General features: G+C 72.5%; 29 protein-coding genes. 17 read left to right on the forward strand and 12 right to left on the reverse strand.

The genetic code is table 11. The annotated features are described in order from the left end of the window. Positions 1–7: 7 nt before the first annotated feature. Together GSY65_RS00840 and GSY65_RS00845 are read left to right on the forward strand one after the other, a co-directional pair. On the forward strand, positions 8–1,738 hold the full coding sequence (locus tag GSY65_RS00840; RefSeq protein WP_159765320.1) for a SpoIIE family protein phosphatase: 1,731 nt from the start codon (positions 8–10) through the stop codon (positions 1,736–1,738). Between the two features lie 164 nt (positions 1,739–1,902). Further along, positions 1,903–2,349, forward strand: a complete 447-nt coding sequence (locus tag GSY65_RS00845; RefSeq protein WP_159765322.1) for an ATP-binding protein — start codon at positions 1,903–1,905, stop codon at positions 2,347–2,349. A gap of 58 nt (positions 2,350–2,407) precedes the next feature. On the opposite strand, the gene GSY65_RS00850 is transcribed toward GSY65_RS00845, so the two are convergent. The 3 genes from GSY65_RS00850 to GSY65_RS00860 form a co-directional block, all read right to left on the reverse strand. Next, positions 2,408–2,866 (reverse strand): ATP-binding protein, encoded by a 459-nt coding sequence (locus tag GSY65_RS00850; protein ID WP_159765324.1) that lies wholly within the window; start codon positions 2,864–2,866, stop codon positions 2,408–2,410. Between the two features lie 51 nt (positions 2,867–2,917). Further along, positions 2,918–3,220, reverse strand: coding sequence for a DUF5133 domain-containing protein (locus GSY65_RS00855; protein ID WP_159765326.1), 303 nt, complete (start codon positions 3,218–3,220; stop codon positions 2,918–2,920). A 118-nt stretch (positions 3,221–3,338) separates the two neighbouring features. Further along, positions 3,339–4,205 (reverse strand): SigB/SigF/SigG family RNA polymerase sigma factor, encoded by an 867-nt coding sequence (locus GSY65_RS00860; protein ID WP_159765328.1) that lies wholly within the window; start codon positions 4,203–4,205, stop codon positions 3,339–3,341. A gap of 360 nt (positions 4,206–4,565) precedes the next feature. On the opposite strand from GSY65_RS00860, the gene GSY65_RS00865 reads away from it, so the two are divergent. The 7 genes from GSY65_RS00865 (at position 4,566) to GSY65_RS00895 (ending at position 11,142) form a co-directional block, all read left to right on the forward strand. Then, positions 4,566–5,444, forward strand: a complete 879-nt coding sequence (locus tag GSY65_RS00865; protein WP_236579645.1) for an RNA polymerase sigma factor SigF — start codon at positions 4,566–4,568, stop codon at positions 5,442–5,444. Between the two features lie 119 nt (positions 5,445–5,563). After that, positions 5,564–5,968, forward strand: coding sequence for an STAS domain-containing protein (locus tag GSY65_RS00870; RefSeq protein WP_159765330.1), 405 nt, complete (start codon positions 5,564–5,566; stop codon positions 5,966–5,968). Positions 5,969–6,565: 597 nt separating this feature from the next. Then, a complete protein-coding gene (locus tag GSY65_RS00875) occupies positions 6,566–7,465 on the forward strand; it encodes an STAS domain-containing protein (protein ID WP_159765332.1) in 900 nt (299 codons plus the stop codon). Continuing rightward, entirely contained in the window at positions 7,462–7,902 is a 441-nt protein-coding gene (locus tag GSY65_RS00880; protein ID WP_159765334.1) for an STAS domain-containing protein, read from the forward strand. The genes GSY65_RS00875 and GSY65_RS00880 overlap by 4 nt, the downstream gene beginning before the upstream one ends. Further along, positions 7,902–8,342: an anti-sigma regulatory factor gene (locus GSY65_RS00885; protein ID WP_159765336.1), complete on the forward strand. Its 441-nt coding sequence runs from the start codon at positions 7,902–7,904 to the stop codon at positions 8,340–8,342. Before GSY65_RS00880 ends, GSY65_RS00885 begins: the two co-directional genes overlap by 1 nt. Then, positions 8,342–9,400 carry an ATP-binding SpoIIE family protein phosphatase gene (locus GSY65_RS00890; protein ID WP_159775487.1) on the forward strand — a complete coding sequence of 353 codons (1,059 nt, stop codon included), beginning with the start codon at positions 8,342–8,344 and terminating at the stop codon, positions 9,398–9,400. Before GSY65_RS00885 ends, GSY65_RS00890 begins: the two co-directional genes overlap by 1 nt. Next, positions 9,397–11,142, forward strand: coding sequence for a PP2C family protein-serine/threonine phosphatase (locus GSY65_RS00895; RefSeq protein WP_159765338.1), 1,746 nt, complete (start codon positions 9,397–9,399; stop codon positions 11,140–11,142). The genes GSY65_RS00890 and GSY65_RS00895 overlap by 4 nt, the downstream gene beginning before the upstream one ends. Positions 11,143–11,194: 52 nt before the next feature. Here the strand turns inward: GSY65_RS00895 and GSY65_RS00900 are convergent, their stop codons facing one another. The 4 genes from GSY65_RS00900 to GSY65_RS00915 form a co-directional block, all read right to left on the reverse strand. Beyond that, the gene (locus GSY65_RS00900; RefSeq protein ID WP_159765340.1) at positions 11,195–12,004 is read right to left on the reverse strand and encodes an SAM-dependent methyltransferase; all 810 of its coding nucleotides are present in this window, start codon (positions 12,002–12,004) and stop codon (positions 11,195–11,197) included. A 33-nt stretch (positions 12,005–12,037) separates the two neighbouring features. Beyond that, complete coding sequence (locus tag GSY65_RS00905; RefSeq protein ID WP_236579646.1) at positions 12,038–12,583, reverse strand: hypothetical protein; 546 nt, start codon at positions 12,581–12,583, stop codon at positions 12,038–12,040. 241 nt (positions 12,584–12,824) lie between these two features. Beyond that, positions 12,825–13,076 (reverse strand): DUF397 domain-containing protein, encoded by a 252-nt coding sequence (locus tag GSY65_RS00910; RefSeq protein WP_159765342.1) that lies wholly within the window; start codon positions 13,074–13,076, stop codon positions 12,825–12,827. 3 nt (positions 13,077–13,079) lie between these two features. Continuing rightward, positions 13,080–13,901 (reverse strand): helix-turn-helix domain-containing protein, encoded by an 822-nt coding sequence (locus GSY65_RS00915; protein ID WP_159775489.1) that lies wholly within the window; start codon positions 13,899–13,901, stop codon positions 13,080–13,082. 305 nt (positions 13,902–14,206) lie between these two features. On the opposite strand from GSY65_RS00915, the gene GSY65_RS00920 reads away from it, so the two are divergent. Then, on the forward strand, positions 14,207–15,619 hold the full coding sequence (locus GSY65_RS00920; protein ID WP_159765344.1) for a hypothetical protein: 1,413 nt from the start codon (positions 14,207–14,209) through the stop codon (positions 15,617–15,619). 226 nt (positions 15,620–15,845) lie between these two features. Here GSY65_RS00920 and GSY65_RS00925 read toward each other — a convergent pair whose 3' ends face one another. Beyond that, positions 15,846–16,268 (reverse strand): arsenate reductase ArsC, encoded by a 423-nt coding sequence (locus tag GSY65_RS00925; protein ID WP_159765346.1) that lies wholly within the window; start codon positions 16,266–16,268, stop codon positions 15,846–15,848. 92 nt (positions 16,269–16,360) lie between these two features. On the opposite strand from GSY65_RS00925, the gene GSY65_RS00930 reads away from it, so the two are divergent. The 6 genes from GSY65_RS00930 to GSY65_RS00955 all read left to right on the forward strand — a co-directional run bounded on the left by GSY65_RS00930 (position 16,361) and on the right by GSY65_RS00955 (position 20,481). After that, positions 16,361–16,669, forward strand: coding sequence for an ArsR/SmtB family transcription factor (locus GSY65_RS00930; protein ID WP_159765348.1), 309 nt, complete (start codon positions 16,361–16,363; stop codon positions 16,667–16,669). Between the two features lie 72 nt (positions 16,670–16,741). Further along, positions 16,742–17,476 (forward strand): aquaporin, encoded by a 735-nt coding sequence (locus tag GSY65_RS00935; RefSeq protein WP_159775491.1) that lies wholly within the window; start codon positions 16,742–16,744, stop codon positions 17,474–17,476. Further along, positions 17,473–18,528 carry an ArsO family NAD(P)H-dependent flavin-containing monooxygenase gene (locus GSY65_RS00940; RefSeq protein WP_159765350.1) on the forward strand — a complete coding sequence of 352 codons (1,056 nt, stop codon included), beginning with the start codon at positions 17,473–17,475 and terminating at the stop codon, positions 18,526–18,528. Before GSY65_RS00935 ends, GSY65_RS00940 begins: the two co-directional genes overlap by 4 nt. A 426-nt stretch (positions 18,529–18,954) precedes the next feature. After that, positions 18,955–19,374 carry an ATP-binding protein gene (locus GSY65_RS00945; RefSeq protein WP_159765352.1) on the forward strand — a complete coding sequence of 140 codons (420 nt, stop codon included), beginning with the start codon at positions 18,955–18,957 and terminating at the stop codon, positions 19,372–19,374. Then, the gene (locus tag GSY65_RS00950) at positions 19,371–19,925 is read left to right on the forward strand and encodes a DUF6624 domain-containing protein (RefSeq protein WP_443043187.1); all 555 of its coding nucleotides are present in this window, start codon (positions 19,371–19,373) and stop codon (positions 19,923–19,925) included. Before GSY65_RS00945 ends, GSY65_RS00950 begins: the two co-directional genes overlap by 4 nt. Before the next feature lie 121 nt (positions 19,926–20,046). After that, on the forward strand, positions 20,047–20,481 hold the full coding sequence (locus GSY65_RS00955) for a VOC family protein (protein WP_159765354.1): 435 nt from the start codon (positions 20,047–20,049) through the stop codon (positions 20,479–20,481). 57 nt (positions 20,482–20,538) lie between these two features. Here the strand turns inward: GSY65_RS00955 and mraY are convergent, their stop codons facing one another. Next, positions 20,539–21,606 carry a phospho-N-acetylmuramoyl-pentapeptide-transferase gene (mraY, locus tag GSY65_RS00960; protein ID WP_159765356.1) on the reverse strand — a complete coding sequence of 356 codons (1,068 nt, stop codon included), beginning with the start codon at positions 21,604–21,606 and terminating at the stop codon, positions 20,539–20,541. A gap of 302 nt (positions 21,607–21,908) precedes the next feature. Between mraY and GSY65_RS00965 the strand changes: the two genes are divergently transcribed. Beyond that, positions 21,909–22,409, forward strand: a complete 501-nt coding sequence (locus GSY65_RS00965) for a hypothetical protein (RefSeq protein WP_159765358.1) — start codon at positions 21,909–21,911, stop codon at positions 22,407–22,409. A gap of 93 nt (positions 22,410–22,502) precedes the next feature. Here the strand turns inward: GSY65_RS00965 and GSY65_RS00970 are convergent, their stop codons facing one another. The 3 genes from GSY65_RS00970 to GSY65_RS00980 all read right to left on the reverse strand — a co-directional run bounded on the left by GSY65_RS00970 (position 22,503) and on the right by GSY65_RS00980 (position 25,611). Then, positions 22,503–23,471 carry an aldo/keto reductase gene (locus GSY65_RS00970; protein ID WP_159765360.1) on the reverse strand — a complete coding sequence of 323 codons (969 nt, stop codon included), beginning with the start codon at positions 23,469–23,471 and terminating at the stop codon, positions 22,503–22,505. A 52-nt stretch (positions 23,472–23,523) separates the two neighbouring features. Continuing rightward, positions 23,524–24,846: an MFS transporter gene (locus GSY65_RS00975; protein WP_443043188.1), complete on the reverse strand. Its 1,323-nt coding sequence runs from the start codon at positions 24,844–24,846 to the stop codon at positions 23,524–23,526. 147 nt (positions 24,847–24,993) lie between these two features. Next, positions 24,994–25,611 (reverse strand): LysE/ArgO family amino acid transporter, encoded by a 618-nt coding sequence (locus GSY65_RS00980; protein WP_159765364.1) that lies wholly within the window; start codon positions 25,609–25,611, stop codon positions 24,994–24,996. Positions 25,612–25,653 lie beyond the last annotated feature (42 nt).

Raw genomic sequence — 25,653 nt, forward strand, 5'->3', positions numbered from 1 at the left:
CCCGAGCATGGACGCGTGGAGTCCCGACCACACCGCCCAAGGGCCGTCCGGCCCCGCGGTGCGGGCACCGGGCGATCTGCCCGACCTGGTGCACGCGGGCATGTACGTGGTGGACGACCACGGTTCCATTGTCGCGGTGAACGCCCGGGCCGAGTTCCTGCTGGGCCGTACGGCCGCCGCGCTCGTCGGCCGGGACGCCCACGAGCTGCTGCACCGTGACGGCCTCGGTCAGAGCATGCCGCGGGCCGCCTGCCCCATGATGCACGCGTTCCTCGGCGGCACCACGCAGGGCGGGGCACGCGAGTGGTTCGCCCGGGGCGACGACACGCTGCTGGCGGTGTCCTGGCTGGTCACCCCGTGCCGCCTCGACGAGGGCGGTGCGCTGGGCGCCGCGGTCCTGTTCTACGAGACGGACTCCGCGGAGAAGGTGCCCCCGACGGGGGGCGCGCGGGCGCTGTCGCAGCTGGACCGGCTGGCGCTGCTCGCCGAGACGACGACCCGGCTGACCTCCACCCTGGATGCCGAGGAGGCCGTGGCACGGCTGGTGCGGCTGGTGGTGCCGCGGCTCGCGGACTGGGCGGTCGTCGACCTGATCACCGAGAGCGACGACGTGTGGCGGACCACGGTGGCCACCCACCACGGCGGTGCCGTGGTGCGGTGCGAGGAACTGGAGGGGCCGCTGCCCCCGGTGCACGAGGAGTCGCTCATGCCGCTGTCGCGGGCGCTGCGCGGCGCGGCCTCCACCCTCGCCGGGCCTGAGACCTACCAGGGGCCGCCGGACTCGGGGATCGCGGTGGCGCAGCAGCGGCTGTTCAAGGTGACGGGCATGCACTCGGCGGCGATCGCGCCCATCCGGGGGCCGCGCGCGGTCCTGGGTGCCCTCACGCTGGGCCGCGACGCCCAGTCGGGGGTGATGACGGACGCCGAGCTGTCGCTGTTGGACGACATCGCCCGGCGGGCGGGGCTGGCGCTGGAGAACGCCCGGCTGTACCAGCGGCAGCGGTACATCGCGGAGACCATGCAACGGCATCTGCTGCCGCAGCTGCCGGACGTGCCGGGGCTGGACATGGCCGCGCGGTACGTACCGGCGTCGCGGTCGGCGCAGGTCGGCGGCGACTGGTACGACGCTTTCCCGCTGGCCGACGGGGCGACGGCGGTGGCCATCGGGGACGTGGTGGGGCACAACATCGACGCGGCCGCGGGGATGGCGCAGGTCCGCAACATGCTGCGGGCCTACGCCTGGGCGCTGGAGGAGCCGCCGAGCGTGATCGTGGAGCGGCTGGACCAGGCCGTGGTGAACGTGACGGACGCGTCGATGGCGACCATGATCTTCGGCAGGGTGGAGCGGCGGGCCGCCGGGTGGGCGCTGTGGTGGACCAACGCCGGTCATCCGCCGCCGCTGCTGATCACGCGCGACGGGCGGTCGGCCTTCCTCGACGAGGAGCACGACCATCTGCTCGGTACCGGCCTCGCCCGCGGTCGAACCGACGTGCTGACCCCGCTGCCGCCGCTCTCCACACTGGTGCTGTACACGGACGGCCTGATCGAGTCGCCCGGACACGTCCTGGACCGCGGTATGGCCCGGCTGCGGCAGCACGCCGCGGCGCTGGCCCAGCGTCCCCTGCACGTGTTCTGCGATCTGCTGCTGGAGCGGGCGCGTCCCCCGGAGAACGGCGACGACGTGGCACTGCTGGTCCTGCGGACACCTGCCGAAGAGAGTGAATCGGCCACGCCGTAGCGGGCACTCGTACGGGGAGAGCGGCATGAGATCACTGTCTTCCCCAATGCCCCGTCCATCCCTACCATTTCGAACGCGTAGCCGCTCTCATCGGGGGAAGCACGTGCCTCGGAGAGGAACGCGACATCGCGTCCGCCTCGAAGAGCCGAGCGGGGAAAGACGAGATGGCAACAGAGCCGCGTTGGGACGACAAACTGCCGTACGAGGAGATGCACAAGCGCCACGCCGCCTTCGACGGAGAACTCGGCGACGTGACGGGTGCCCGCGCGACGGCGGAGGAGTTCCTCGGCGTGCTGGCGCGCACGTCGCTGCCCGCCGCACAGGAGCACTGGGACGACATCCTGCTGGTGGTGACCGAGTTGGCCGCGAACGCCGTGCAGTACGCCCCCGGGCCCTTCGAGCTCACCATGCGCCGCACCTACGACGGGGTGCACGTGATGATGCACGACACGAGCGTCACCTCGCCCGAACCGCGCCCGTTCCATCCGAGCAAGGGCGGCGGCGGTATCGGGTGGTATCTGATCCACACCCTGTGCGACGAGGTCAGCGTGGTGGTGCACGAGCAGGGCAGCGAGCGCGGCAAGGACATCCACGTCTTCCTGCCCTGGTGAGGGAGGCACGCGGAAGCGCCCCGGCCCGGTGGGTCGGGGCGTTCGCGGTTGCCCGGGATCAGGTCAGCGGCACGAGGACGCTGATCGTCTTGCCGCCCTCCGCCGGGCGGCGGACGTCGACCTGGCTGGACAGCCGGTTGATCAGCGGCCAGCCGTATCCGCTGCCCTCGTGGGAGCGGGGCGGCATGCCGGGGCCGTGGGCGGCGGTGGGGACGGCGGGACTGTAGTCCCTCACGTCCAGCCGTACGCCTGCCTCGGAGACCGCCACGTCGAAGCCGGCCAGGCCGCCGCCGTGCCGGACCGCGTTGGTGACCAGCTCGGAGACGACCAGCAGCAGGTCGATCATGGCCGCCTCGGACGGCGGTCCCGACGGCGAGCACCACCGCTCCACCACGACCGCGCGCACATGGCGGCGGGCCGCCGCGGCGCTGGTGACGGCGACGGGCGGGCGCGCCGCCCCGGGGGACGAGCCCTCGGTGGGGGCGGTGCCGCGCTCACCGACCGGCCGGCGTTCCATCGCCGTCACGGGGTGCGCGGCGGGGCCGGCGCGGTGGGACAGGGGTGTGCGTCAGTGTTCATGAAGCGCCGCATACCCGCTCCCGCCCGGACCATGGCTGCCGAGATCACCGCTCGTTGCCATCCCGTGCCCGCACAGCTCGGCCGTCGTGGTGGCCTGCGCCGCGGCGAGCTGCCGGCGCGCGGCCTCCAGGGCCTGCCGGACGTCGCGGGTGCCCGTGGACACGCACAGCGTGTACGCGAGGTCCTGTGCGCGGCGTGTGGCCTGCGGGTCGTTGTGCTCGCCCTCGTACGACGTGAGCGACTCGTACTCCTCGACGAGTCGGCGCAGGGTCGCGGGATGGGGCATCAGCATCTGTTTCGCTCCTGGGTGATCTGGACGGCAGGGTTCATGGACTGGACGACTCGATGCGGGGGCGGGCCGGACCGGGTGCGGTGCGGCGGACGGGTGGGCAGGGGGCCGAGGCGGTCGCTCAGCTGTCCCGGGCGCGCCGGCCGTTCCTGCGGCCGGCCTGGGCCGCCTGGCCGAGGGCCTCCTCGCGGACCCGTGCGCAGCTGCGGCTGATGAGGCGGGAGACGTGCATCTGGGAGATGCCGAGGCGGTCGGCGATGCGGTTCTGGGTCATGTCCTCGAAGAAGCGCATGTAGAGGATGGCGCGCTCCCGTTCGGGCAGCCGGCGCAGCCCTTCCTTGGCTGCCTCCCGGTCGACGACGACGTCGTACGCCTCGTCGCACGAACCGAGGGTGTCGGCGAGGTTGTAGCCGTCGTCCCCGGAGGACATCTCGGCGTCCAGGGACAGGGCGCTGAAGCTCTCCAGCGCTTCCATCCCCGCGTTGACCTCTTCCTCGGTGAGCCCGGTGTGGGCGGCGATGTCGGCGATCGACGGCTCGGTGGCGCCGGAGGTCTGGCTGAGTTCACGGCGGGCGACCCGCACCTTGTTGCGCAGGTCCTGCACGCGGCGGGGGACCCTGAGGGTCCACATCCGGTCGCGGAAGTGCCGTTTGATCTCTCCGGTGATGGTGGGTACGGCGTAGCTCTCGAACGCCCCCCGTTCGGGTTCGTAGCGGTCCACCGCCTTGACCAGGCCCATGGCGGCGACCTGGCGCAGGTCCTCCAGCGACTCGCCGCGGTTGCGGAACCGGCCCGCGATGCGGTGCGCCATGGGCAGCCACGCCTGGACGAGAGCGTCTCGTACGGCGTCCCGCTCGGGCCCCTCGTCCATCGCGGCCAGTCGGGCGAAGGCGGTGGCGGTGTCGGGGGCGTCGTCGTGTGACCTTCTGTCGGTGGTGCCGGGGCGGGCGGACGTACCGGATCCGTTTGCGGACACGTTGACCAGCATGCGGAATCGCTCCTGAACGACGCTGTCAGGGACTCGTGGAGGAGGACGGCGGGCGGGTGAGAGGGGGGCCCGGACGCGGAACGCCGTTTCCTCCGGCGTGCCTCCGTCACGGAGGCGTGGAGAACCGATTGCCCCTCGATTCGTGAGACAAACAACTGTGCGCGCGTTCTTCGTGACGGGTCCTCGGAGCGGGAGTCGGTGCCGGTGGGAGGGCCGAAGCGGTCGGAGGGCGTCGCGGCGGCGACTTCCGGCCAGAGTGCGGAGCCTGAGCGTCCCGTTCGGGGCGCGGCGGGACTGACTCGGGCGGACGGGGGCAACCGTGGGGTGGCAACAGGCAGTCGGGTGAGAGGGGTGGACGGCATGGCAGCCGTGACGGCAGCGCGGACGACGGGCACGGCACGGGAGAAGGTCCTGACCACGGGGGCGGCGCTGCCGTACATCGAGGACCCGTCACAGATCAAGCCGAAGGACGCGCGGGCGTTGTCGCGGCAGTTCTTCGACCGGCTGGCCATGCTGGACGAGGGGACCCACGACCACCAGTACGTGCGCAACACGCTGATCGAGATGAACCTGTCGCTGGTGCGGTACGCCGCCTCGCGCTTCCGCGGCAGAGAGGACTCACTGGAGGACATCGTCCAGGTCGGGACGATCGGGCTGATCAAGGCCATCGACCGGTTCGAGCTGTCGCGCGAGGTGGAGTTCACGACGTTCGCCGTGCCCTACATCGTGGGCGAGATCAAGCGGTTCTTCCGTGACACCAGTTGGGCCGTCCATGTGCCACGGCGGCTCCAGGAGGCGCGGGTGGAACTGGCCAAGGCCAAGGACGAGCTGCAGTCCCGACTGGGCCGGATGCCGACCACGCGTGAGCTGTCGGAGTTGATGTCCCTGTCCGAGGAGGAGGTCATCGAGGCCCGCAAGGCCGCCAACGGCTACCACACGTCCTCGCTGGACGCCGCGCTCACCTTCGACGGCGGCGAGGACGGGGAGACGGTACTGGGCGACCGGATCGGCGAGCTGGATCCGTCGATGGAACTCGTCGAGGACTTCCATTCGTTGGCACCGTTGATCGCCCGGCTCGACGAGCGGGAGCGGCGGATCATCCATCTCCGGTTCGTGGAGGAGCTGACCCAGTCCCAGATCGCCGCGCAGCTCGGCGTGTCCCAGATGCATGTCTCCCGGTTGATCAGCCGCATCATCAAGCGGCTGCGCACGGGGCTCCTGGAACCGGGAGTCGCCTGATCACACCCCGTGTGGACGGATGATTCGCGGGTATGCGCACGGGCGCGTCGCCGAGCGATGCATCGAATCCGTCGATCGGGGCACTCGGCCCCGGTCGGTAGCGCCTGTGGGAGGCCCTTGTGTCCGTTGCCCAGAACCCCCTGTCGATCACGGTGGATCTGCCACGCGAGGACGCCGTTCTGCTCACCATCGAAGGGGAACTGGACATCGATACGGCGACCGAGCTGCAGCACCATCTGGCGAACCAACTGAGCCACGGCCGACGGCATTTCCTCCTCGACGTCTCGGCGGTGCCCTTCATGGACTCGTCCGGGATGAACATCATCCTGCGGACCTACCAGGAGGTGCGGGAGATCCCGGGGGGTGTGTACGTCATCGCCCCGACGCCGGCGGTGCGGCGGATCCTCGATCTCACGGGGGTCAGCCTCACCGTGGCGACGGTGGACAGCGTCGACGAGGCGCTGGCGTCGGTGGACTCGGGCCGGCTGCCGAGCCCGCCGGACGAGCCGTCGGCCGGGGCGTAGGCGTCGAAGGGGGCGGTGGCGGCGAAGGGGGCGGCGGGCTGCGCGGTACGGGCGGTGCCCAGGGGTGGGCGGGGTCGCACAGGGGACCCGATGGTTGTCGTTTGACAACTGTCGCCGGAAGCAACAGAGTGAGCGCGAGACAAGCACGTGGGAAGGGTTCGGATGCCTGTCGGACCGAGGCCGGGTCGACGGTCGGACGCTCCTGGCGTCGGCGGCGCCCCCCTCATGGGTCCATGCCCCGGACTCGTGGATCCATGCCCTGGAGTCGTGGGTCCGTGCCCCGGAGGCGCCGGGCGACGCGCGGCCGGACCGCCCGCGCCGGGCCGTTCACGGGCGCGGCGCGCGGCAGCCGACGACGCCGGGCCCTTCTTCGTCGTAACCCAACTCCCGCGGGCCGACGCGGAGTCGGCCGTCCGCGGGGAGTGCCGGGCCGAGGGCCTGCGGATCGGTGCGTGCCCCGGGAGGCGAGGCGGACGACCGGCTCCTCCTCATGGCTGGCGGACCGCACGACGCCATGGCCGGGTGCGCCGCCCCACGACTTCGCCCCCCACTCGTTCCCCGCAGCGGGAAGTCACCACAGCACGTGAGGAGAGACCCGTGCCGGAACAGGACACGGCAGCGCACCGCAGGACACCGGCCCAGGAGGTGGCGGACTTCCTGCGCGGCCGGCAGGAACAGATCGCGCAGCGCTGGGCCGACGCCGCGCTGTTCCGGACCGTCTTCACGCACTCCCGGGACGAGGCGGTGGAGGCGGGCCGGGCCGTCGTGGACGCGCTCGCCGCGGTGGCCGGCGCGGACACGGTCGAGGACGCGGAGTCCGGCGGCTTCCACATCGTGCGCGACCAGCTCGCGCGGACGGCGGCCGCCCGGGCGCGGGCCGGCGCCAGCATCACCGACATCTCCCGTGAGGTCGACGCGCTGCGGCCCCCCGTCACCGAGCTGCTGCTCGCCGAGTTCCCCGACGCGCCGGCGGAACACGTCCGCGAATGCGCCACGACCCTGACGGTCCTCATGGGAACCCTGCGTCTGGTCGTGCTGGAGACGGCACTGAGCGAGGGCGAGGACGTCATCCACCGGCAGCGACTGCAGCTGCTGGAGGTCGCCACCCCGGTGATCAAGCTGTGGGAGGGCATCGTCGCCGTCCCCCTGATCGGCACCCTGGACAGCGCGCGCAGCCAGGTCGTGATGGAGACGCTGCTGGACTCCATCGTCGAACAGCACGCGAGGTTCGCCATCCTGGACATCACCGGTGTGCCGACCGTGGACTCCCTGGTGGCCCAGCATCTGATGAAGACGGTCGCGGCGGCACGGCTGATGGGGGCCGAGTGCATCGTCTCCGGGATCCGGCCGGCCATCGCGCAGACCATCGTGCACCTGGGCATCGACCTCAGCTCGGTCCTGACCCGCGCGAGCCTCGCGGACGCCCTTGCCTACGCGCTGGGGCAGCAGGGTGCGGACATCGTCGCGCGCGAGGGCGCCGGTTCGGAGCACAGGTGAGCGGCGCCTTCCCCTCGCCGTACGGCGGGCCCTCCCCGTACGCGACTCCCGTCCCCGTCCTGAGGCTGGGTGACGTGCTGCTGGTGACGCTGCCGGGGGATCTGCACGACGGCACGGCGGAGCAGCTCCAGCAGGACATCAGCGACACGGTCGCGCGCAGCGGGGCCACGGGGGTGGTCATCGACCTGTCGGGCGTCGAGATCGTCGACTCGTTCCTCGGGCGGGTGCTCGGCGACATCGCCGCCCAGACGAGTCTGCTCGCAGCCCGGACCGTCGTCGCCGGGATGCGTCCGGCGGTGGCGATCACCCTGGTGGAGCTGGGGCTGACGCTGCCCGGGCTGCGTACCGCGCTCACCACCGAGGACGCGATGCGTCTGCTCGGCGACCAGGGCCCGACCCTCCCCCGCCCGGGGGACAGCCGCCAGGAGCGTGTGTGATGCAGACCGCCGGCGGCGTCTCCGCCTGCCTGCCGATTCACTCGGACCTCGATCTGGTGTGGGTACGGCAGCATGTGCGGCAGGCGGCCGCCCAGCTCGGCTTCGGCCTGGTCGAACAGACGAAGCTGGTGACGGCGGCCAGCGAGCTGGCCCGCAACACCCTCATCCACGGCGGCGGGGGCCAGATGGAGTGCACGCCCGTGACCAGCGGCGGCGTGCAGGGGCTGCGGCTGGCGTTCAGCGACGAGGGGCCGGGCATCCAGGACCTCGACCGGGCGCTCGTGGACGGTTTCACCTCCGGTGAGGGCCTCGGCATGGGACTCGGCGGTGCGCGGCGGCTGGTCCACGAGTTCACCATCGACAGCCGCCCCGGCAGGGGCACCACCGTGACGGTGACGACATGGCTGTCGAGTCCGCCGCGGCCGCGCGAGGAGCAGTGATGTCCCGCGTGTGGGAGGTGCCGGTGCGCGACTCGACCCGGGTGCGCGATGCCCGGGTGGCCGCCCAGGACACGGCGGCACGGGCCGGGCTGGACGAGGACCGGACGGCCGAAGCGGCGCTCGTGGCGACCGAGTTGGCGACCAATCTGCTCAAGCACGCCGACGGCGGGCTGATACTGCTGGACGTCGTGGACCGGCTGCCTGCGGGCGAGGACCGGATCCCGATGGTGCAGATCGTGGCGATCGACCACGGGCCCGGGATGCGGGATGTGAGGGGCGCGTTGCGGGACGGTTACTCCACCACCTCCTCCCTGGGTGCGGGGCTCGGCACCTGCCGTCGGGTCGCCGACGACTTCGATCTGCACAGCACGGTCGGCCGGGGCACCGTCGCCCTGGCACGGCTCGGCTCCCGCAGGCGGCGCGGTACCGTGCGTCCCGCCGGGCACGGCGTACGGGCGGGGGGCGTGAACATCCCGCTGGCGGGCGCTGAGTTCTCCGGCGACGCCTGGGCGTGGGTGCGGGCGGACCACCTCACGACGCTGGTCCTCGCCGACGGGCTGGGGCACGGCCCCGAGGCGGCACGCGCCTCCACGGCGGCGGTGGAGGAGCTGCGCCGGGTGCCCGATCTGCCGCCCGCGCAGGTCATGCGCCGGCTGGAGGGGGCGCTGCGCGACACTCGGGGGGCAGCCGTCGCCGTCGCCCAACTCGACGCCTCGGCCGGGCGGTTGCTTTTCACCGGCGTCGGCAACATAGGGGCGAGGCTGCGGACCGGCGCGACGTGGCAGCCCTTGCTGTCGCGGCCCGGGATCGTGGGCGCGCACCGGCCGGCGACCATGCCGCAGCATGAGCTGCCCTGGGGGGACGACTGTCTGCTCGTGCTGCACAGCGACGGGTTGCCGAGCCGTTGGAGCCCCGGTCCGGCAGCCCACAGCACCGCTCTCGACCCCGCTGTCGTGGCCGCCGTGATCGTGCGTGACGCGAGCAGCTCCGCCCGGCCGGTCCGTGACGACACCAGCGTCGCGGTGCTGAGCCCGTCCCCGCCGGACCACCTTCCATGACCAGAACCTGGCACATCAGCTCCGTCACCGACGCGGCGCGGGCCCGTATCGCCGCCGCGCGGCTGGCCACGGCGCACGGGGTGTCCCCGACCGACCGTGCCCGGCTGGTGACCGCCCTGACCGCGCAGCTGCGACAGTGCCTGACCAAGGGCGGCACCTGGCTGCTGAGCGCGCGGGCCGCGGCGACCCCGCCGGCGGGCAGCCGGTTCCTCGTGGAGGTGACGTCGGCGACGCAGCGGCCGGGCGAGTTCCGGCAGCCGTGGCGGCTGACGGTCGGCTGTGCCCAGGAGGAAGGGCTGCCGGACTCCGGGCATGTGGGCGACGATCCGGTGACGCTCGCGGAGGCCCTGTTCGGCGCGGACGAGGACGCGGCGCTGCTGCTGGAGAAGCTCGACGAGCAGGAGGCTCTGGTCGCCTTCCACCGCGAGGAACTGCATCAGACCAACCAGGGTGTGCTCGCGCTGCACGCGGAGCTGGACGCGGCGGGACGCGCGCAGCGGGAGTTGTTCGCCGCCGAGCAGAAGGCCCGTGAGGAGGCGGAGAACGCGCGGGGCCGGCTCACCTTCCTCGCCGACGCCAGCGCCGCGCTGACGGCGTCCTTGAACCATGACGAGATCGTGCGGCTGCTGCCGACGCTGCTGGTGCCCCGGTACGCGCGCACCGCCGACATCTGGCTGTTCGACGGCGACGACGACGTGCGCCTGAGCGGTCCGCGCCCGGGAGCAGCCGTCGTGGCCGCCCGCCGGGGACGGCCCCAGTACGCCGCGGACCACCCCGGTGGCCTGCCCGGCGTCGAGGACCAGCCGCCCTCGGCGTTGGACCCCGAGCGGCCGCTGCTGTGCGTGCCCCTGATGACCCGCGGTGCTCCGCTGGGCGTGCTCACCCTGTCGCCGCCGGCCGACCGCTGGGACGCCGACGACGCGTTCATGCTGATCGAACTCGCCCGCCGGGCGGGGGTCGCCCTGGAGAACGCCCGGCGCTTCGAGCACAACCGGGACATCGCCGAGACGTTGCAGCGCGCCCTGCTCACCGAGCTGCCCCTCACGCCGGGGCTGCGGCTCGCCGCGCGCTATCTGCCGGCGACGCGGGGCCTGAACATCGGCGGCGACTGGTACGACGCCTTCCGTCAGCCCGACGGCGGCCTGATCACCGTGATCGGCGACGTCACGGGGCACGGTCTGCACGCCGCCGTGATGATGAGCCAGCTGCGGACCGCGCTGCGCGCCTACGCGGTGGACGGCAAGAGCCCCGGCCAGCTCCTCACCCAGCTGCATCTGCTCCTGCACCACATGCAGCCCGATCTGTACGCCACGGCGGTGATCGCCCGTTTCCATCCGCACGAGCCGACCCTGACCTGGGCGGCGGCGGGGCATCCGCCGCCGGTGCTGCGCTCGCCCGACGGCGAGGTGCGGGTGCTGGACGCCAAACCGGGCGCGATGCTCGGGATCCCGCTGCGCCAGGAGATCGCCGACCACACCGTCCCGCTGCCGCCCGGATCGACGCTCGCGCTGTACACGGACGGTCTGGTGGAGCGCCGTGCCCAGGGCATAGACCCGGGGATCGACCGGCTGGCCGGGGCTCTCGGCGCGCTGCGGCCGACGGCGCTCGCCGAGGATCTGGAGGGCTCCGCCGACCTGCTGCTGCACCCGCTGCTGGACGACTCCGAGCACGAGGACGACGTCTGCCTGCTGCTGTGCCATGTGCACGGCGACACGGGGAAGGTCACGGCCCCGCTCCGGTGAACCGGCGGAGCGGGGCGGGCCCGTGCGGCGGCGCGGGTTCAGGCCGCGCGGGTCACGGCTTGTACGCCACTCCCCCGTACACGTCGGTCGGCTCCGGGGAGGTGCCCGGCTCCGGGCGCCACAGCGGGCAGGAGACGATGCCGGGGTCCAGCAGTTCGAGGCCCTCGTAGTAGGCGGTCAACTGGCGGGGGCTGCGCAGCACGTAGGGGACGGCGCCGGTGTCGTCGTAGCCGTCCTGCGCGCGCTTGAGTTCGGCGTCGGTGTCGGTGCTGTCGTAGTGGACGAAATAGCTGCCCGGGGGCAGCGCCGCCTGGAGGCGGCGGACGATGTCCTTGGCCTCCTCGTAGTCCTGGACGTGGCCGAGGATGCCCATGAGCATGAGGGCGACCGGCTTGTCGAAGTCGAGTATCTTCCCGGCGTGTTCGAGTATCGCCTCGGGGTCGTGCAGGTCGGCGTCGACGTAGTCGGTGACGCCCTCGGGGGTGCTGGTGAGCAGTGCCTGGGCGTGGCGCAGGACCAGGGGGTCGTTGTCGACGTAGACGATGCGGGACTCGGGGGCGACCTTCTGGGCGACCTGGTGGGTGTTGTCGTACGTCGGCAGGCCGGTGCCGATGTCCAGGAACTGGCGGATGCCGCACTCGCGGGCCACGAAGGTGACCGTGCGGATGAGGTAGACGCGGGAGGCACGGGCCATCGTCTCGATGTTGGGGGCGATCTCCCGGTAGGCGTCACCGGCGATCCGGTCGACCTCGTAGTTGTCCTTGCCGCCCATCCAGTAGTTCCAGATACGGGCCGAGTGCGGCACCGTGGTGTCGATCTTCGACAGTGCTTCCTGGTCGGGGGTGGGGTGGCCTTCTGGCATGGGACTCTCCTGCCTCACATCGCGTGGTCGTCGCTAACCTATCGTCAACTGCTCAATGTCGCCCAGGAGTTGTTGCCGAGAGGGCTCGGTGGGCCGGGTGGAACGGCGCGCCTCGCCGACGTGGACGGTCACGACCGGCACGTGCTGGGCAAGGGTGTCGAACGCGCGCGCGTAGGCTGTGGCGGCCTCCGCCGCCTCGGTGGCCCGCTCGTCGCCGGGCGGGTGGCCCTCCTCGCACGGGGTGCGGCGGGTCGCGGTGAGGTGGAGCATGGCGCCGTCACGTTCGGCCACGGCCTCGGCGAAGTCGAGGGCCTGGATCCAGGTGACCCGGGACCGGCCGCGCCGCAGCGGTCCGTGGACCAGTTCGGCGATCAGTCCGCTGTCGACGGCCAGCCGCCCGGGTCCGGCGAGAAGTTCGCGGTAGGGCAGCGCGGGGTCGAGGTGGTGCAGGCCGGGCGGCATGTGCCGGATCTGGAAGCCCAGCCGGGCCAGCGCGGCGATGAGGACGCCCCGGCCGGGTCCTTCGTGGCCCTCGACGATCAGGGTCCGGTAGCGGGTCAGGGTGGGGGGCGGGGTCATCCCCGCCCCCCGGGAGCGGCCCGGCCGGGGCGGCCGGCGTGTCGGACGGTCGGCATGGCCCGACCGGGGACACGAGGCGGCGTGCGCATGCCGCTCCCTTCGGGTGGTGCGCCTGCGGTGGTGTGCTCGCCCCGCGTGGGCGGGGTTCCCCAGTGTGCGCGGGGACGGGGGCCGGGGGGAGTGCGTGCGGGCGTTGTCCGGTTGTGCGGGCGTAGTGGTCCGGGAGCCGGGGTTCCTCCGGTCATGCGATCAGGAAGTCCGCCTCACCGGCCTTGGCCCCTTCGAGGAACGCCACGATCTCGTCGCGGGAGTACACCAGGGCGGGGCCGCCGGGGTCCTTGGACTGGCGGAAGGCGACGCTGCCGTCGGGCAGGCGCTTGGCCTCGACGCAGGATCCGCCGTTGGTGCCGCTCCAGGGCTTGTGCCAGCCCTCGGCGCCGAGTTCGGGGGCGGGCATGCCGCTGTGGACGGGGCGGTCGGGTGTGCTTGCCATGTGTCACAACTCCTTGCGTAGTGCCGCCAGGATGTCCCTGGTCCGAGCCACCGGTTCCGCCTGCACGGACATCCGGTCCAGGACCTCCAGGTAGGTGACGACCTCGGCGGGCTGGTCGACGTACTGGGCGCCGGCGAGGCCCTCGGTGTAGACGATGTCGGGGAGTTCGGAGAAGCCGAAGCGGAAGTAGTGGAAGGGGCCGTACGCACCGGGGTGCGGTCCGGCGGCGAAGCGCATGATCTGGATTCTGATCCTGGGTCGCTCCGTCGCCTCGACGAGCCGGTCGATCTGGGCCCGCATCACCTCGGCGCCCCCGACGGGGCGGCGCAGCACGGTCTCGTCGAGGATGGCCCAGATGGCGGGCGCCTCGGGTTTGACCAGCAGGTCCTGGCGTCGGAGCCGTAACGCGACCCGGCGTTCGACGTCCTCGGGGCCCGCGTTGGGGAAGCCGACGCGCAGGAGCGCGGCGGCGTAGTCGTGGGTCTGCAACAGGCCGGGGACGTACTGGGGTTCGTAGAGGCGGATGACCTGGGCCTCGCTCTCCAGGCTCACGTACGCGCTGAACCAGTCGGGCAGCACGTCGCGGAACTTGTGCCACCAGCCGGGTCGGTTGGCTTCCCGGGCGAGGGAGAGGAAGTCGTCGATCTCGGTGTCGGACACCCCGTAGGTGCGCAGCAGCTCCTTCACGTAGGGGATGCGGAGGCCGACCTCGGCCTTCTCCATGCGGCGGACCGTCAGCGCGGTGACCTCGATGGCGCGGGCGGCGTCGTCGAAGGAGACGCCGGCCTGCTCCCGTAACTGACGGAGCCGTTTTCCGAGAACCATGCGCAGGACCGTGGGCGCCGCCGGGGCGCTCCCTCCGACGCGGGTCTCACTCACGTGCAACCTCCCGGGGCGGGATTCACAGCGTGCAGTGTGCCACGTGATCCATTGACAAGGACAGGTCCTCGGAGTTCATTCTGAAATTATCAGAACGCCGGTTGCGGGCTGAGTTGTTCGGCCACCATAGTGATCGAGCGACCTGCCGCACGCAGCGGGCAGTGTCCTTCGAACTCCTGCGGCCCGCCCCTGAGTTGGCGCACGGGTGGGTACGGGTTCACAGCCGCGCGCCGACACGATGCGACTCCTGGATGGCCGCCGTGACCAACGGATTAGCAAGGACCCCGGCGACGACGCCCGCTGGGCCCAACAAGCCGCTCGCGGCCGCCCTGAAGGAGGCCGGCTGTTCGTACGCCTCCCTCGCTCTGCGGGTCAATGAGCTGGGCCGCTGCCAGGGCTCGGAGACCAACTACGACAAGGCCTCGGTGACCCGCTGGTTACAGGGCCAGCAACCACGTGGCAACACTCCGGAGTTGATCGCCGCCGTCCTCGGCGAACGACTGGGCCGTGCCCTGACTCCGGCGGACCTCGGCTTCCCGCTCGACCGGGGACGGCCGGTGACGGGACGGGCGCTGATGTACGGGGAGAACGTGGCGGAGACCCTGCACACCCTGGCGGAGCTGGGGTCGACCGACATCTCACGGCGGAGCCTGCTGGGCTCCGTGCCGTTCGTGCCGGGCGCGCTGACGAACCCTCAGCGCGCCTGGCTGCTGTGGCTGGTGGAGAGCCGTGACGCGCCCCGTCCGGCGTCCGCGTCCGGCGCGGGGCCGGTGGAGCAGGTCCACGCGATGATCCGCATGTTCGACGAGATGGACAACCACTACGGCGGCGGCGGAGTCCGTACGAGCATCGTGCAGTACCTCACCACCGAGGTCGTGCCGATGCTGCAGCAGCGCGGCACACCGGCGAACCAGCGGCGTGAGCTGTTCGCCGCCGCGGCCCGGCTGGCCGCCATGGCGGGCTGGAGCTCGTACGACGCCGGGGAGTACGGCCTGGCGCAGCGGTACATGACGCAGGGGCTCCGGTTGTGCGCGGAGGGCAGCGACCATGTGCTCGGCGGGCAGATCCTGGCCGGGCTGTCCCATCTGGCGACGAGCCTCGGCCGCCCCGACGAGGGGGTGGCGCTGGCACGGGCCGGTGTCGCCACGGCGAAGGACGCGGGCAGTCCGCTCGGGCTGATGCGGCTGCACGCCATGTCCGCGCGGGGCCACGCGGCGCTCGGGCGGCCGCGTGAGACCGCCGAGGCGCTGCGCGCGGCGGAGAAGCAGCTCGACGCGAGCCGGGGTGCCGCCCAGGAGTCGCCGTGGGTGCGGTTCCTCGACCACCACTATCTGCAGGCCGAGTCGGCCCTGTGCTTCCGTGATCTGGGTCTGGCCGCGCAGGCCGAGCACACGGCGAACGAGTCGGTGCGCGCCCACGCCGACCGGCGGCGCCGGCAGGCCATCAGCCGGTCCGTCCTGGCCACGGCCCACCTCCAGCAGAACCGCCTCGACGAGGCCGTCGCCACCGCCACCGACGCGCTTCAGGCGCTCAGCGGGGTGCACAGCGAGCGGTCGATCCAGGCCCTGCGCGACTTCCGGGGACGGCTCGCGTCGCGCCGGCACGAGCCGGTGGTGCAGGAGTTCGAACGCAGGTCGCGGGTGGTGCTGGGGGCGGCGGCCTGACGGGACGTCGAAGCCCTACGTCGGAGGCTGCCGGCACCGTCACGGCGCAGGGCACCGCCCCCCACCGAACCGACCCGGTGGATACAGGGACCACGGTCGGTCATGCGGGGCGTCGGGCGGGATGAACCACGTGGCGCGCCGAGGCGCGCGGTACAGGGGGCGGCGGTGCGTCCGGCGCGGCCGGAGCCGATGACGATGACGTCGCGCAGGTCCGTCGCCCCGCCGCTCATGCCCGGTGTTCCCGGGGCTCCGGCGCGATCTCCTCGATCAGGCCCTCGACCAGCACCTTGATCTCGTCGCGGATCGGGCGGACGGCCTCGACGCCCTGGCCGGCCGGGTCCTCCAGCTGCCAGTCCAGGTACCGCTTGCCGGGGAAGACGGGGCAGGTGTCGCCGCAACCCATGGTGATGCAGACGTCCGACTCCTTGACCGCGTCGACGGTGAGCGTCTTCGGGACCTCGGCGGAGATGTCGATGCCGACCTCGGCCATGGCCTGAACGGCGGCCGGGTTGACGGCCGTGCCCGGGTCGGAGCCGGCGGAGCGAACCTCGACACGGTCCCCGGCCAGGTGGGTCAGCCAGGCGGCGGCCATCTGGGAACGGCCGGCGTTGTGGACGCAGACGAACAGCACGGAGGGCTTGTCGGACATCGGAGGCTCTCTCTTGTCTCACCACGGCATCAGGCACGGATGACGTCGGCACGCGGTGGTGTCAGTCACCACTGATGTGACAGTATCAGCCCATGATGACGTCAGTCGACGCTGACCTGATCCGGGTTCTGGCCGACCCGCTCAGGCTGCGGATCGTGACCCTGCTCGCCCGGGAGACGCTGTGCACCACCCACCTCGTGGAGGAGACCGGTGCCAAGCAGACCAACCTCTCCAACCATCTGAGAGTGCTGCGCGAGGCCGGGGTCGTGGAGACGGAGCCGTGCGGCCGGTTCACCTACTACCGGCTCAAGCCCGACGTCATCGCCTCCCTCGCGGACCGGTTCGCCGACCTGGCCGAGTCCGCCCGAACCGCCGCCGGCAACAAGCGGTCCTGCCCCTGACCCGCGCCGTCCGGCGACCGCACCGAGGAGCTCTTGTTGACCGCCACGCACGAATCCGCCACGGTGTCGGCCATGCCGTCCGCCGCGCCGCAGGCCGCGCCGGGCGCCGCCCCGCCCCGCAGGCCGCTGGCCGCCCGCGCCACCGCTGAACTGGTCGGCACCGCGGCCCTGGTGGCGGTGGTGATCGGCTCGGGCATCCAGGCCACGGAGCTGACGAAGGATGTCGGGGTGCAGTTGCTGGCCAACTCCCTGGCGACCGTCTTCGGGCTCGGCGTGCTGATCCTGCTGCTCGGGCCGGTCTCCGGCGCACACTTCAACCCGGTGGTCACGCTGGCCGAGTGGTGGACGGGCAGGCGCGGCGGCACAGGGGTGACGATCCGCGAGGTGGCCGCCTACGTCCCCGCGCAGATCGTGGGAGCGGTCGCGGGCGCGATCCTCGCGGACGCCATGTTCGGCAGGCCGCTGGTGGAGTGGTCCACCCACGACCGGTCCGCCGGGCACCTGCTGCTCGGCGAGGTCGTCGCCACCGCCGGCCTGATCCTGATGATCTTCGGGCTGGCCCGCACCGACCGGCTGCGGTACGCACCCGTGGCCGTCGCCTCGTACATCGGCGCCGCGTACTGGTTCACCTCGTCGACGTCCTTCGCGAACCCCGCGGTCACCATCGGCCGTGCCTTCAGCGACACCTTCGCGGGCATCGCGCCCGGTTCACTCGCGGGCTTCATCGTCATGCAGCTGATCGGTGGCGTGGTCGGGCTGGCGCTGGTGGCGCTCGTCTTCGTGCCCGAGCGGGGCGCCGCCGAGTGACGCGGACGCCGTCGGTGGTGGTGATCGGCGGCGGCCAGTCCGGGCTCGCCGCCGGATACCACCTGCGTCGCCTGGGCGTCGACTTCGTCATCCTCGACGCTGGAACCACTGCGGGCGGGGCCTGGCAGCACACCTGGGACTCCCTGCGGCTGTTCTCCCCGGCCGCCTACTCCTCCCTGCCCGGCCGCCTCATGCCACCGCAGGCCGGTCAGGAGTACCCCGGGGCGCAGCACGTGGTGGAGTACCTCGCCGACTACGAGAAGCGGTACGAGCTGCCCGTCGAGCGGCCGGTGCGCGTCGCCGGAGTCCACCGCGACGGTCACTTCCTGCGCGTGGACACCGACGCCGGAACCTGGCGCGCCCGCGCCGTCGTCAGCGCGACCGGCACCTGGTGGCGCCCCTTCCTGCCCGCGGTCCCCGGCCGCGCGGACTTCAGGGGCCGGCACCTGCACACCGTGGAGTACCGCGGCCCGCGGGACTTCGCCGGCCGGCGGGTGATCGTGGTCGGCGGCGGCAACTCCGGCGCCCAGATCGCCGCCGACCTCGCCCACGACACCGAACTGACCTGGGCCACCCGGCGTCCGCCCCGCTACCTCGCCGACGACATCGACGGCCGCGCCCTCTTCGACGCGGCCACCGCCCGCCGCCGCGCCCTGGACCGGGGCCACACCGACACCGGCGGTGTCGCCTCCCTCGGCGACATCGTCGCCGCCGCACCCGTCCGCGAGGCCCGCGACCGCGGCCTGCTCCGAGCGAGCCCGATGTTCACCCGCCTCACCCCGAGCGGGGTCGAGTGGGCGGACGGCAGCCGGAGCGAGGCCGACGCGATCATCTGGTGCACCGGCTTCCGCCCGGCCCTTTCGCATCTCGCACCGCTCCGGCTCCGCCGCACGCGCGGCCACATCGCCACGGACGGGACACGGTCCGTGGAGGAGCCGCGCCTGCATCTGCTCGGCTACGGCGACTGGACGGGGCCGGCCTCCGCCACCCTCATCGGCGTCGGGCGGCCCGCCCGCGAAGCCGCCCACCAGATGGCTCGGCTCCTGCTCTGACGCGGGCCGTCACCCCGTCATCACGCCGACCGCGCCGACCGGCACACCGCCCGCGCCCTTGCACGCCGGGCTCACCATCGGCACGTGCCGGACCACCCGGCACGCCCGGACCGCCCGACGTGGCGCGCTCCCACGTCGGCGTGCCCCGGGGCGGCGAGGACACACAGCCCTCGTCAATACCCGCCCGCACCCGCACAACCCCTCCACCACCTGGCGTTTCGTGTGCCCGGTGCTGTTGTCTGCGACAACAGCACCGGCGGTCCGCCAGCGGCCGCCCCGAGTATCGAGGAGGACCGCGATGACGGCCGTCCGTGTCCGCGCACACCGCCGACGGACCCCTGCCGCACCGGCACGCGACCCCGGCTGGAGCGTCCGTGACGTCCCGTCCGGCGGAGCGCCTGCGGAGGCGGACGCGGTGATGCTGCCTTGATCTCGCTCCAGAGGTCCCGGCTGGTCCGTCTGGCGGTGCCCGCGCGCCCGTCGTGCGCCGCCGGGGTGCGGCGTACGGTGGCCGCGTATCTCGCCCGCTGGGACCTGTCCTCGATCGCCGACGACGCCGTGCTCGCCACGGACGAACTGTTCGCGAACGCGGTGCGGCACGCGAGCGCCGGTCCCGCGGACACCATCGCCGTCACCCTCGAATGCGCCGACCGCGTGCTACGCGTGACGCTCGCCGACTCCTCGCCCGCGCGGCCCCGGCCCCGGACGGTGGACGGCACCGCCGAGTCGGGGCGCGGGCTCGCCATCGTCGCCGCGCTGGCCGACGACTGGGGCACCGATCCGCCGGACTCGGACGACGTGGGCAAACGCGTGTGGTTCTCGCTCGCCGCACGGGAGCCGACGTGAGAGACGCCGCCCCGGCCAGGGAAGGCATCCCCCTCCTCGCCGTCCCCCCGCAGCAGGTCCTGGCCGCCGAGTTGCTCCGCAGGGCGCAGGACGAGCGGCGACTGGCCCACGAGGCCCGGTCCGCACCGACCGCCCTGGCCGGCGCCCGTATCATCGAGTGCCGGGCCGGGAACGCGGACGCCCTGCACGCGATCGTCGCCCGCCACGGCTGGCCCAGCGCCGCCCTCGTCGGCGAGCCGGCCTCGACGGCCGCCCTCATGATCCTGCTGCACTCCCCCGACCTGGGGTTCCAGCTGACCTGCCGCGATCTGATCGCCGAGGCTGTCGCGGACGGCCGCTGCCCCGCCGTGCACCACGCCTACATAGCCGACCACTGCGCGGTCGAGCTGAGCCAGCCGCAGTTCTACGGCACCCGCGTCGATCCCGGCACACTGTTCCCGTACCCGATCCGCCACCCCGAGACGGTCGACGAACGCCGCCACGACGTGGGCCTCGGCCCCTTGGCGGACCATCTGCGGGCGGTGCGGTTGGAGGCGAGCGGGGCGATGTAGCGGTGGCGGGCGGGGAGGGCGGTCGCGGCGCGCTCCCCGCCGGCCCCGTTCCCGCCGCGGAGCGGCCCGCCGTCCCGAAATTTCCTTCGCGGGTCCGCACGGCAGGCGTTAGGGTGCGCCGATGTCCTCGATCAAGACCTTCCAAGTCACCTTCGACTGCGCCGACCCCGAACGCCTCGCCCGCTTCTGGTGCGAGGTGCTGGGGTACGTCGTACCGCCGCCGCCGGAGGGATTCGCGTCGTGGGACGCCTACGACCGCTCGCTGCCGCCCGAGCGGCAGGGCCAGGGGTTCGCGTGCGGCGACCCCTCGGGGGTGGGTCCCCGCCTGTACTTCCAGCGGGTCCCCGAGGGCAAGGTCGTCAAGAACCGGGTGCATCTGGACGTGCGGATCGGCACCGGGCTCGTGGGCGACGAACGCCTGGCCGCCCTGGAGGCCGAGTGCGCGCGGCTGGTGGCGCTCGGCGCCGTCCGCGAGCGGCTGCTGCGGGCCGACGGGGTCTACGAGTCGTGCATCGTCATGCGGGACATCGAGGGCAACGAGTTCTGCCTCGACTGAACCGCCGCGGGGTGGCGCGGCCACCGCTGGGCGGCGACGGGGCCGCGCCCCGGCCGGTCAGCCGGCCGCCCAGCCCGTGTAGAAGAGGCCGAGGCCGACGATGACGCAGATGCCCTGGATGGTCCAGAAGCGGACGACGACCAGGACTTCCGACCAGCCCTTGAGTTCGAAGTGGTGTTGCAGCGGGGCCATCCGGAAGACCCGTCGGCCGGTCAGCTTGAACGAGCCGACCTGGATGATCACGGACAGGGTGATCAGGACGAACAGTCCGCCGAGCACCACGAGCAGCAGCTCGGTGCGGGAGCAGATGGCGAGGCCCGCGAGCGCGCCGCCGAGGGCGAGGGAACCGGTGTCGCCCATGAAGATCTTGGCCGGTGAGGTGTTCCACCACAGGAACCCGAAGCAGGCGCCCATCAGCGCGGCGGCGACGACGGCGAGGTCGAGCGGATCGCGGACCTCGATACAGGAAGCGGGATCGGTGAGTTCCATGGCGTTGGCGCAGGAGTTCTGGAACTGCCACAGACCGATGAAGGTGTAGCCGCCGAAGACCATCACGGACGCGCCGGTCGCCAGTCCGTCCAGACCGTCGGTGAGGTTCACGCCGTTCGACATGGCGAGGATCATGAACAGGGCCCAGACGACGAACAGGACCGGTCCGATGGTCCAGCCGAAGTCCGTGACGAAGGACAGCTTGAGCGAGGCGGGCGTCTGACCCCGCTCGTCCGCGAACCGGATGGCCAGCACGGCGAAGACGATGCCGACGACCAGCTGGCCGGCCATCTTGGCCCCGGCCCGCAGCCCCAGCGAACGCCGTTTGACGATCTTGATGTAGTCGTCGAGGAAGCCGACGACACCCATGCCCGCCATCAGGAACAGCACCAGGACACCGGGGTAGGTGGGGCTCTCACCGGTGAGGATCTTGGTCAGGGCGTAGGCGACCAGGGTGGCCAGGATGAAGGCGATGCCGCCCATGGTCGGGGTGCCGCGCTTGCTGGCGTGCTCGCGGGGGCCGTCGTCGCGGATGTACTGGCCGTATCCCTTGCGGGCCAGCAGCTTGATCAGCAGGGGTGTGCCGATGAGGGTCAGGAACAGGCCTATGGCCCCGGCGTACAGGATCTGGTTCATGGGTCGGCGGTCTCCCCCTCGGCCTCACACTGGTCGGCGACCGCCTCGTCGGACTCGCGGGCTGTCACGGACGACACCCTATGCCGATGCTGGATCTTCGTTCGACGGTGGGTGGTTGAGGACGAGAGCCGGGTCGTTCACGGGCGATCGGCACGGGCGGTCCGCCCCGGGACCGGTGACCGCGACCGGCCGGTGTGACCCGCAGTCAGCCCACGCGCCCCACCGCGGCGGGCGTGTTCCGCGGTCGGCGCACGGCGGGATCGGCTTGGGGCGCCGGTCGGGGAGCTGAGAGACTGCACGCCATGGCCTCGCTCACTCCCGCACGCGCCCTGCTGATGCTGACCACCGGGCTGACCTGTCTGCTCATGGCGGGCGGCGCCCTCATCGGCGCGCTGCTCGGCGGTGGCCTCGTCGCGCTGGGCGCGGCGGTGTGCGCGGGGCTGGTGGGGATGGTGGGGTCGCTCATCGTGCGGCGGCGGGCGATGGCGCACTTCCTCGTGGCGCAACGTCAGGCGGGGCAGCGGGGGTACGCCGAGGGGATCGCGCACGGGGTGCTCCTCCATGTGACCGCGTACGAGGCCGCGGTCTTCCCCCGGACCGGCCCGCTCGGGGTCACCGCCGAGGAGCGTGAGGCCCGGCGCACGATCGCCTACCGGATGGCCGCCCTGGACGAGGTGCCGCAGCGGGTGCGGCTGGCGGCGGCGGACGCCCTCGCCCTGTTGGACAGGACCGACCGGGAGGGCGCCGAGGAGGCGCTGACCCGGCTCGCCACGACCGTGCGGCAGGAGTACACCCGGCCCTGACCCGCCCGACCGGGTTGGCGGCCGGGCACCGTTGGCGGCCGGTCCGGCGCGCGGACGCCCTCACCCGGCGTCTGGCCCAGGGGTGGACGGGGCTCAGTGCCCGCTGATCGCGCGGGGCGTGTAGGGCCGCTCCAGCTCATCGATCTCCTTCTCGGTGAGGGTGATGTCGAGGGCGGCCACCGCGTCGTCGAGGTGGTGGGGCTTGGTGGCGCCGACGATCGGGGCGGTGACGGTGGGCCGGCCCAGCAGCCAGGCGAGGGCGATCCGGGCACGGGGGACGCCGCGCTCGCCGGCGATCCGGGTGACCGCGTCGACGATCTCGCGGTCGCCGTCCTGGTAGAGGGTGCTGCCGAAGCCGTCGGTCCCGGTGCGTGCGGTGACGGTGCCCCAGTCGCGGGTGAGACGGCCGCGGGCGAGCGGGCTCCAGGGCAGCGTGGCCACGCTCTGGTCCGCGCACAGCGGCAGCATCTCCCGCTCCTCCTCCCGGTAGAGGAGGTTGTAGTGGTTCTGCATGGACACGAACCGCGTCCAGCCGTTCGTACGGGCCGTGTACTGCATCTTCGAGAACTGCCACGCGTACATCGAACTCGCGCCGATGTAGCGGGCCTTGCCCGCCTTCACCACGTCGTGCAGGGCCTCCATCGTCTCCTCGACCGGGGTGTGCGGGTCGAAGCGGTGGATCTGGTAGAGGTCCACGTAGTCGGTGCCGAGGCGGCGCAGGCTGTTGTCGATCTCCGTCATGATCGCCTTGCGGGACAGGCCGAGGGCGTTGGGACCCTGGTGCATGGCGCCGTTGACCTTGGTGGCGATCACGATCTCGTCGCGCCGCGCGAACTCGGCGAGGGCGCTGCCGACGATCTCCTCGCTGGTGCCGTCGGAGTAGACGTTCGCCGTGTCGAAGAAGTTGAGCCCGGCGTCCAGCGCCCGGCGGATCAGCGGGCGTGACTCCGCCTCGTCCAGCGTCCACGGGTGCGTGCCGCGCTCGGGCAGCCCGAAACTCATGCATCCCACGCAGATCCGGGACACGTCCAGACCCGTCGAACCGAGCTTCACGTACTCCATCGTCCGTACTCCTGACTGTGGGGTGTGCGCCTGGTCGGCAGCGTACGCAGGATCAAGGGCGTTCCTCCCCCGGTATCCGGTAACGCCGCAGGGCCGGCGTGACCGTCGCGAGGAGCAGGACGGCGGCGATGACCAGCAGCCCGCCGCCCGCCACGGCCGTGCGGGCGCCGAAGGCCGAACCGGCGGTGCCGTGCAGGACGTCGGCGAGGCGGGGGCCGCCGGCGACGACCACGGTGAAGACGCCCTGCATGCGGCCGCGCATCTCGTCGGTGGCGGCGGACAGCAGGATGGCGCCGCGGAACACCATGGAGACCATGTCCGCGACACCGGCGGCGACGAGGAACGCCACGGCGACCCACAGGCTGGTGCTCAGCCCGAACCCGGTGATGGCCGCGCCCCAGGCCAGGACGGCGAGGAGGACCATCAGGCCGTGCCGGGAGGAACGGGAGAAGGTGCCGGAGGCCAGCCCGCCGAGGACGGCCCCGATCGGGATGGCGGCGAACAGCAGGCCGAGGGCCAGACCTTCGCCGTAGGGGGCGAACGTGGTGTCGGCGAGCTGCGGGAACAGGGCGCGGGGCATGCCGAGGACCATCGCGATGATGTCGGCGAGGAAGGACAGCAGCAGCACCTTGTGCAGGGCGATGTAGCGGAACCCGGCGGCGACCTCCCGCCAGCCGGCGCGCCGTGTCGTGGCGGAGTCCAGGGGCGGCAGGGCGGGCAGCTTGTGGACCGCCCACAGGGTGACGCACAGGGCGAGGGCGTCGATCAGGTACAGCTCGGCCAGGCCGATCACCGGGATGAGGGCGCCGGCCAGCAACGGGCCCGCCACCAGGCCGAGTTGCATCACGGTCGAGCCGAGCGCGGCCGCGGCGGCCAGTTCACCGGCGGGGACGAGCCGGGCGATGGAGGCGTTGCGGGCGGGTGAGTTGAGGCCGAAGAACGCCTGCTGGACGGCGAGCAGCACCATCAGCACCCACACCGACCCGAGGCCGGTGACGGCCTGGACCCAGAACAGCACGGACGTGACGGCGATCCCGGTGTTGGTGACCAGGAGCAGGGTGCGGCGGTCCACGCTGTCGGCGACGGCTCCTCCCCACAGCGCGAAGAGCACCATGGGCAGGAGTCCGGCGAGGCTCGCGTAGCCGACCCACGCCGAGGAGCCGGTGAGGTCGTAGATCTGCTTGGGCACGGCGACGGCGGTCAGCTGGCTGCCGACCGCCGTGACGATGGTGGAGGACCACAGACGCCGGTAGGCCGGGCGGCGCAGCGGGCGGGTGTCCATCGCGAAGCGGCGCCAGCCGCGGCGGGGCACGGTCCCCGGGTCGCTCTCCGGGGCGGTGTCGTCGTCGATGCTCCTGGTGGTGTCCACGCACATCCCGTTGCTCGTTACATCTTTCGATCGGGCACCACTATCGCGGAGATCACCACCGCCGGGACAGTCGGTTTCACCGCCGTCTCACATACTGTCGGCGCCGCCACGCCCCCCGCTGCCGCTGCTGCCGACCGGGCGCCGCTCCCCCGATCACGCCCCGACGATCAGCATGCCGCCGAGGAAGAGCATGGTGACGGCGACCAGACCGTCGAGCGCGCGCCACGCCTCGGGGCGGGCCAGGAAGCGGCTGAGCAGCCGGGCGCCGAAGCCGAGGGCGGCGAACCAGCACAGGCTCGCCAGCGCCGCGCCGATGCCGAAGGTCCAGCGCAGGGGGCCGCGGTCGGCGGCGATGGAGCCGACCAGGAAGACGGTGTCGAGGTAGACGTGGGGGTTCAGCCAGGTCAGCGCCAGGCAGGTGAGGACGGCCCGGCGCACCGAGCCGGCCGTTCCGCTCCCGGCCCGCAGCGCGTCGCCTGCGGGCCGGAGCGCGCGCCGCGCGGCCAGGATGCCGTAGACGACGAGGAAGCCGCCGCCGATGAGGGCGACCGCGGTGAGGACGGCCGGCCAGGCGACGACCACGGCGCCGGCCCCGGCGACGCCGAGCGCGATCAGCGCCGCGTCGGACAGGGCGCAGATCGCCACGACCGGGAGCACGGCCGCCCGGTGCAGCCCTTGGCGCAGGACGAAGGCGTTCTGGGCGCCGATGGCGACGATGAGGGAGAGGCCGGTGCCGAATCCGGCGCTGAGGGCGGTCACTTGGCTGATCACAAGGTCGACGCTAAGGAACCAGGCCACCTTTCGTACAGCTAA

The sequence above is a fragment of the Streptomyces sp. HM190 genome, assembly GCF_009857135.1.
Taxonomy (GTDB): Bacteria; Actinomycetota; Actinomycetes; order Streptomycetales; family Streptomycetaceae; genus Streptomyces; species Streptomyces heilongjiangensis.

Coding starts and splice junctions, on each gene's coding strand:
- GSY65_RS00965 (WP_159765358.1), top strand. CDS start 21,909: ATGGCCTCGCTCACTCCCGCACGCGCCCTGCTGATGCTGACCACCGGG.
- GSY65_RS00840 (WP_159765320.1), top strand. CDS start 8: ATGGACGCGTGGAGTCCCGACCACACCGCCCAAGGGCCGTCCGGCCCC.
- GSY65_RS00895 (WP_159765338.1), top strand. CDS start 9,397: ATGACCAGAACCTGGCACATCAGCTCCGTCACCGACGCGGCGCGGGCC.
- GSY65_RS00885 (WP_159765336.1), top strand. CDS start 7,902: ATGCAGACCGCCGGCGGCGTCTCCGCCTGCCTGCCGATTCACTCGGAC.
- GSY65_RS00850 (WP_159765324.1), bottom strand. CDS start 2,866: ATGGAACGCCGGCCGGTCGGTGAGCGCGGCACCGCCCCCACCGAGGGC.
- GSY65_RS00975 (WP_443043188.1), bottom strand. CDS start 24,846: ATGTGCGTGGACACCACCAGGAGCATCGACGACGACACCGCCCCGGAG.
- GSY65_RS00935 (WP_159775491.1), top strand. CDS start 16,742: ATGCCGTCCGCCGCGCCGCAGGCCGCGCCGGGCGCCGCCCCGCCCCGC.
- GSY65_RS00930 (WP_159765348.1), top strand. CDS start 16,361: ATGATGACGTCAGTCGACGCTGACCTGATCCGGGTTCTGGCCGACCCG.
- GSY65_RS00910 (WP_159765342.1), bottom strand. CDS start 13,076: ATGGCAAGCACACCCGACCGCCCCGTCCACAGCGGCATGCCCGCCCCC.
- GSY65_RS00905 (WP_236579646.1), bottom strand. CDS start 12,583: ATGACCCCGCCCCCCACCCTGACCCGCTACCGGACCCTGATCGTCGAG.
- GSY65_RS00890 (WP_159775487.1), top strand. CDS start 8,342: ATGTCCCGCGTGTGGGAGGTGCCGGTGCGCGACTCGACCCGGGTGCGC.
- GSY65_RS00865 (WP_236579645.1), top strand. CDS start 4,566: ATGGCAGCCGTGACGGCAGCGCGGACGACGGGCACGGCACGGGAGAAG.
- GSY65_RS00915 (WP_159775489.1), bottom strand. CDS start 13,901: ATGGTTCTCGGAAAACGGCTCCGTCAGTTACGGGAGCAGGCCGGCGTC.
- GSY65_RS00845 (WP_159765322.1), top strand. CDS start 1,903: ATGGCAACAGAGCCGCGTTGGGACGACAAACTGCCGTACGAGGAGATG.
- GSY65_RS00925 (WP_159765346.1), bottom strand. CDS start 16,268: ATGTCCGACAAGCCCTCCGTGCTGTTCGTCTGCGTCCACAACGCCGGC.
- GSY65_RS00900 (WP_159765340.1), bottom strand. CDS start 12,004: ATGCCAGAAGGCCACCCCACCCCCGACCAGGAAGCACTGTCGAAGATC.
- GSY65_RS00860 (WP_159765328.1), bottom strand. CDS start 4,205: ATGCTGGTCAACGTGTCCGCAAACGGATCCGGTACGTCCGCCCGCCCC.
- GSY65_RS00920 (WP_159765344.1), top strand. CDS start 14,207: ATGGCCGCCGTGACCAACGGATTAGCAAGGACCCCGGCGACGACGCCC.
- GSY65_RS00855 (WP_159765326.1), bottom strand. CDS start 3,220: ATGCTGATGCCCCATCCCGCGACCCTGCGCCGACTCGTCGAGGAGTAC.
- GSY65_RS00970 (WP_159765360.1), bottom strand. CDS start 23,471: ATGGAGTACGTGAAGCTCGGTTCGACGGGTCTGGACGTGTCCCGGATC.
- GSY65_RS00955 (WP_159765354.1), top strand. CDS start 20,047: ATGTCCTCGATCAAGACCTTCCAAGTCACCTTCGACTGCGCCGACCCC.
- mraY (WP_159765356.1), bottom strand. CDS start 21,606: ATGAACCAGATCCTGTACGCCGGGGCCATAGGCCTGTTCCTGACCCTC.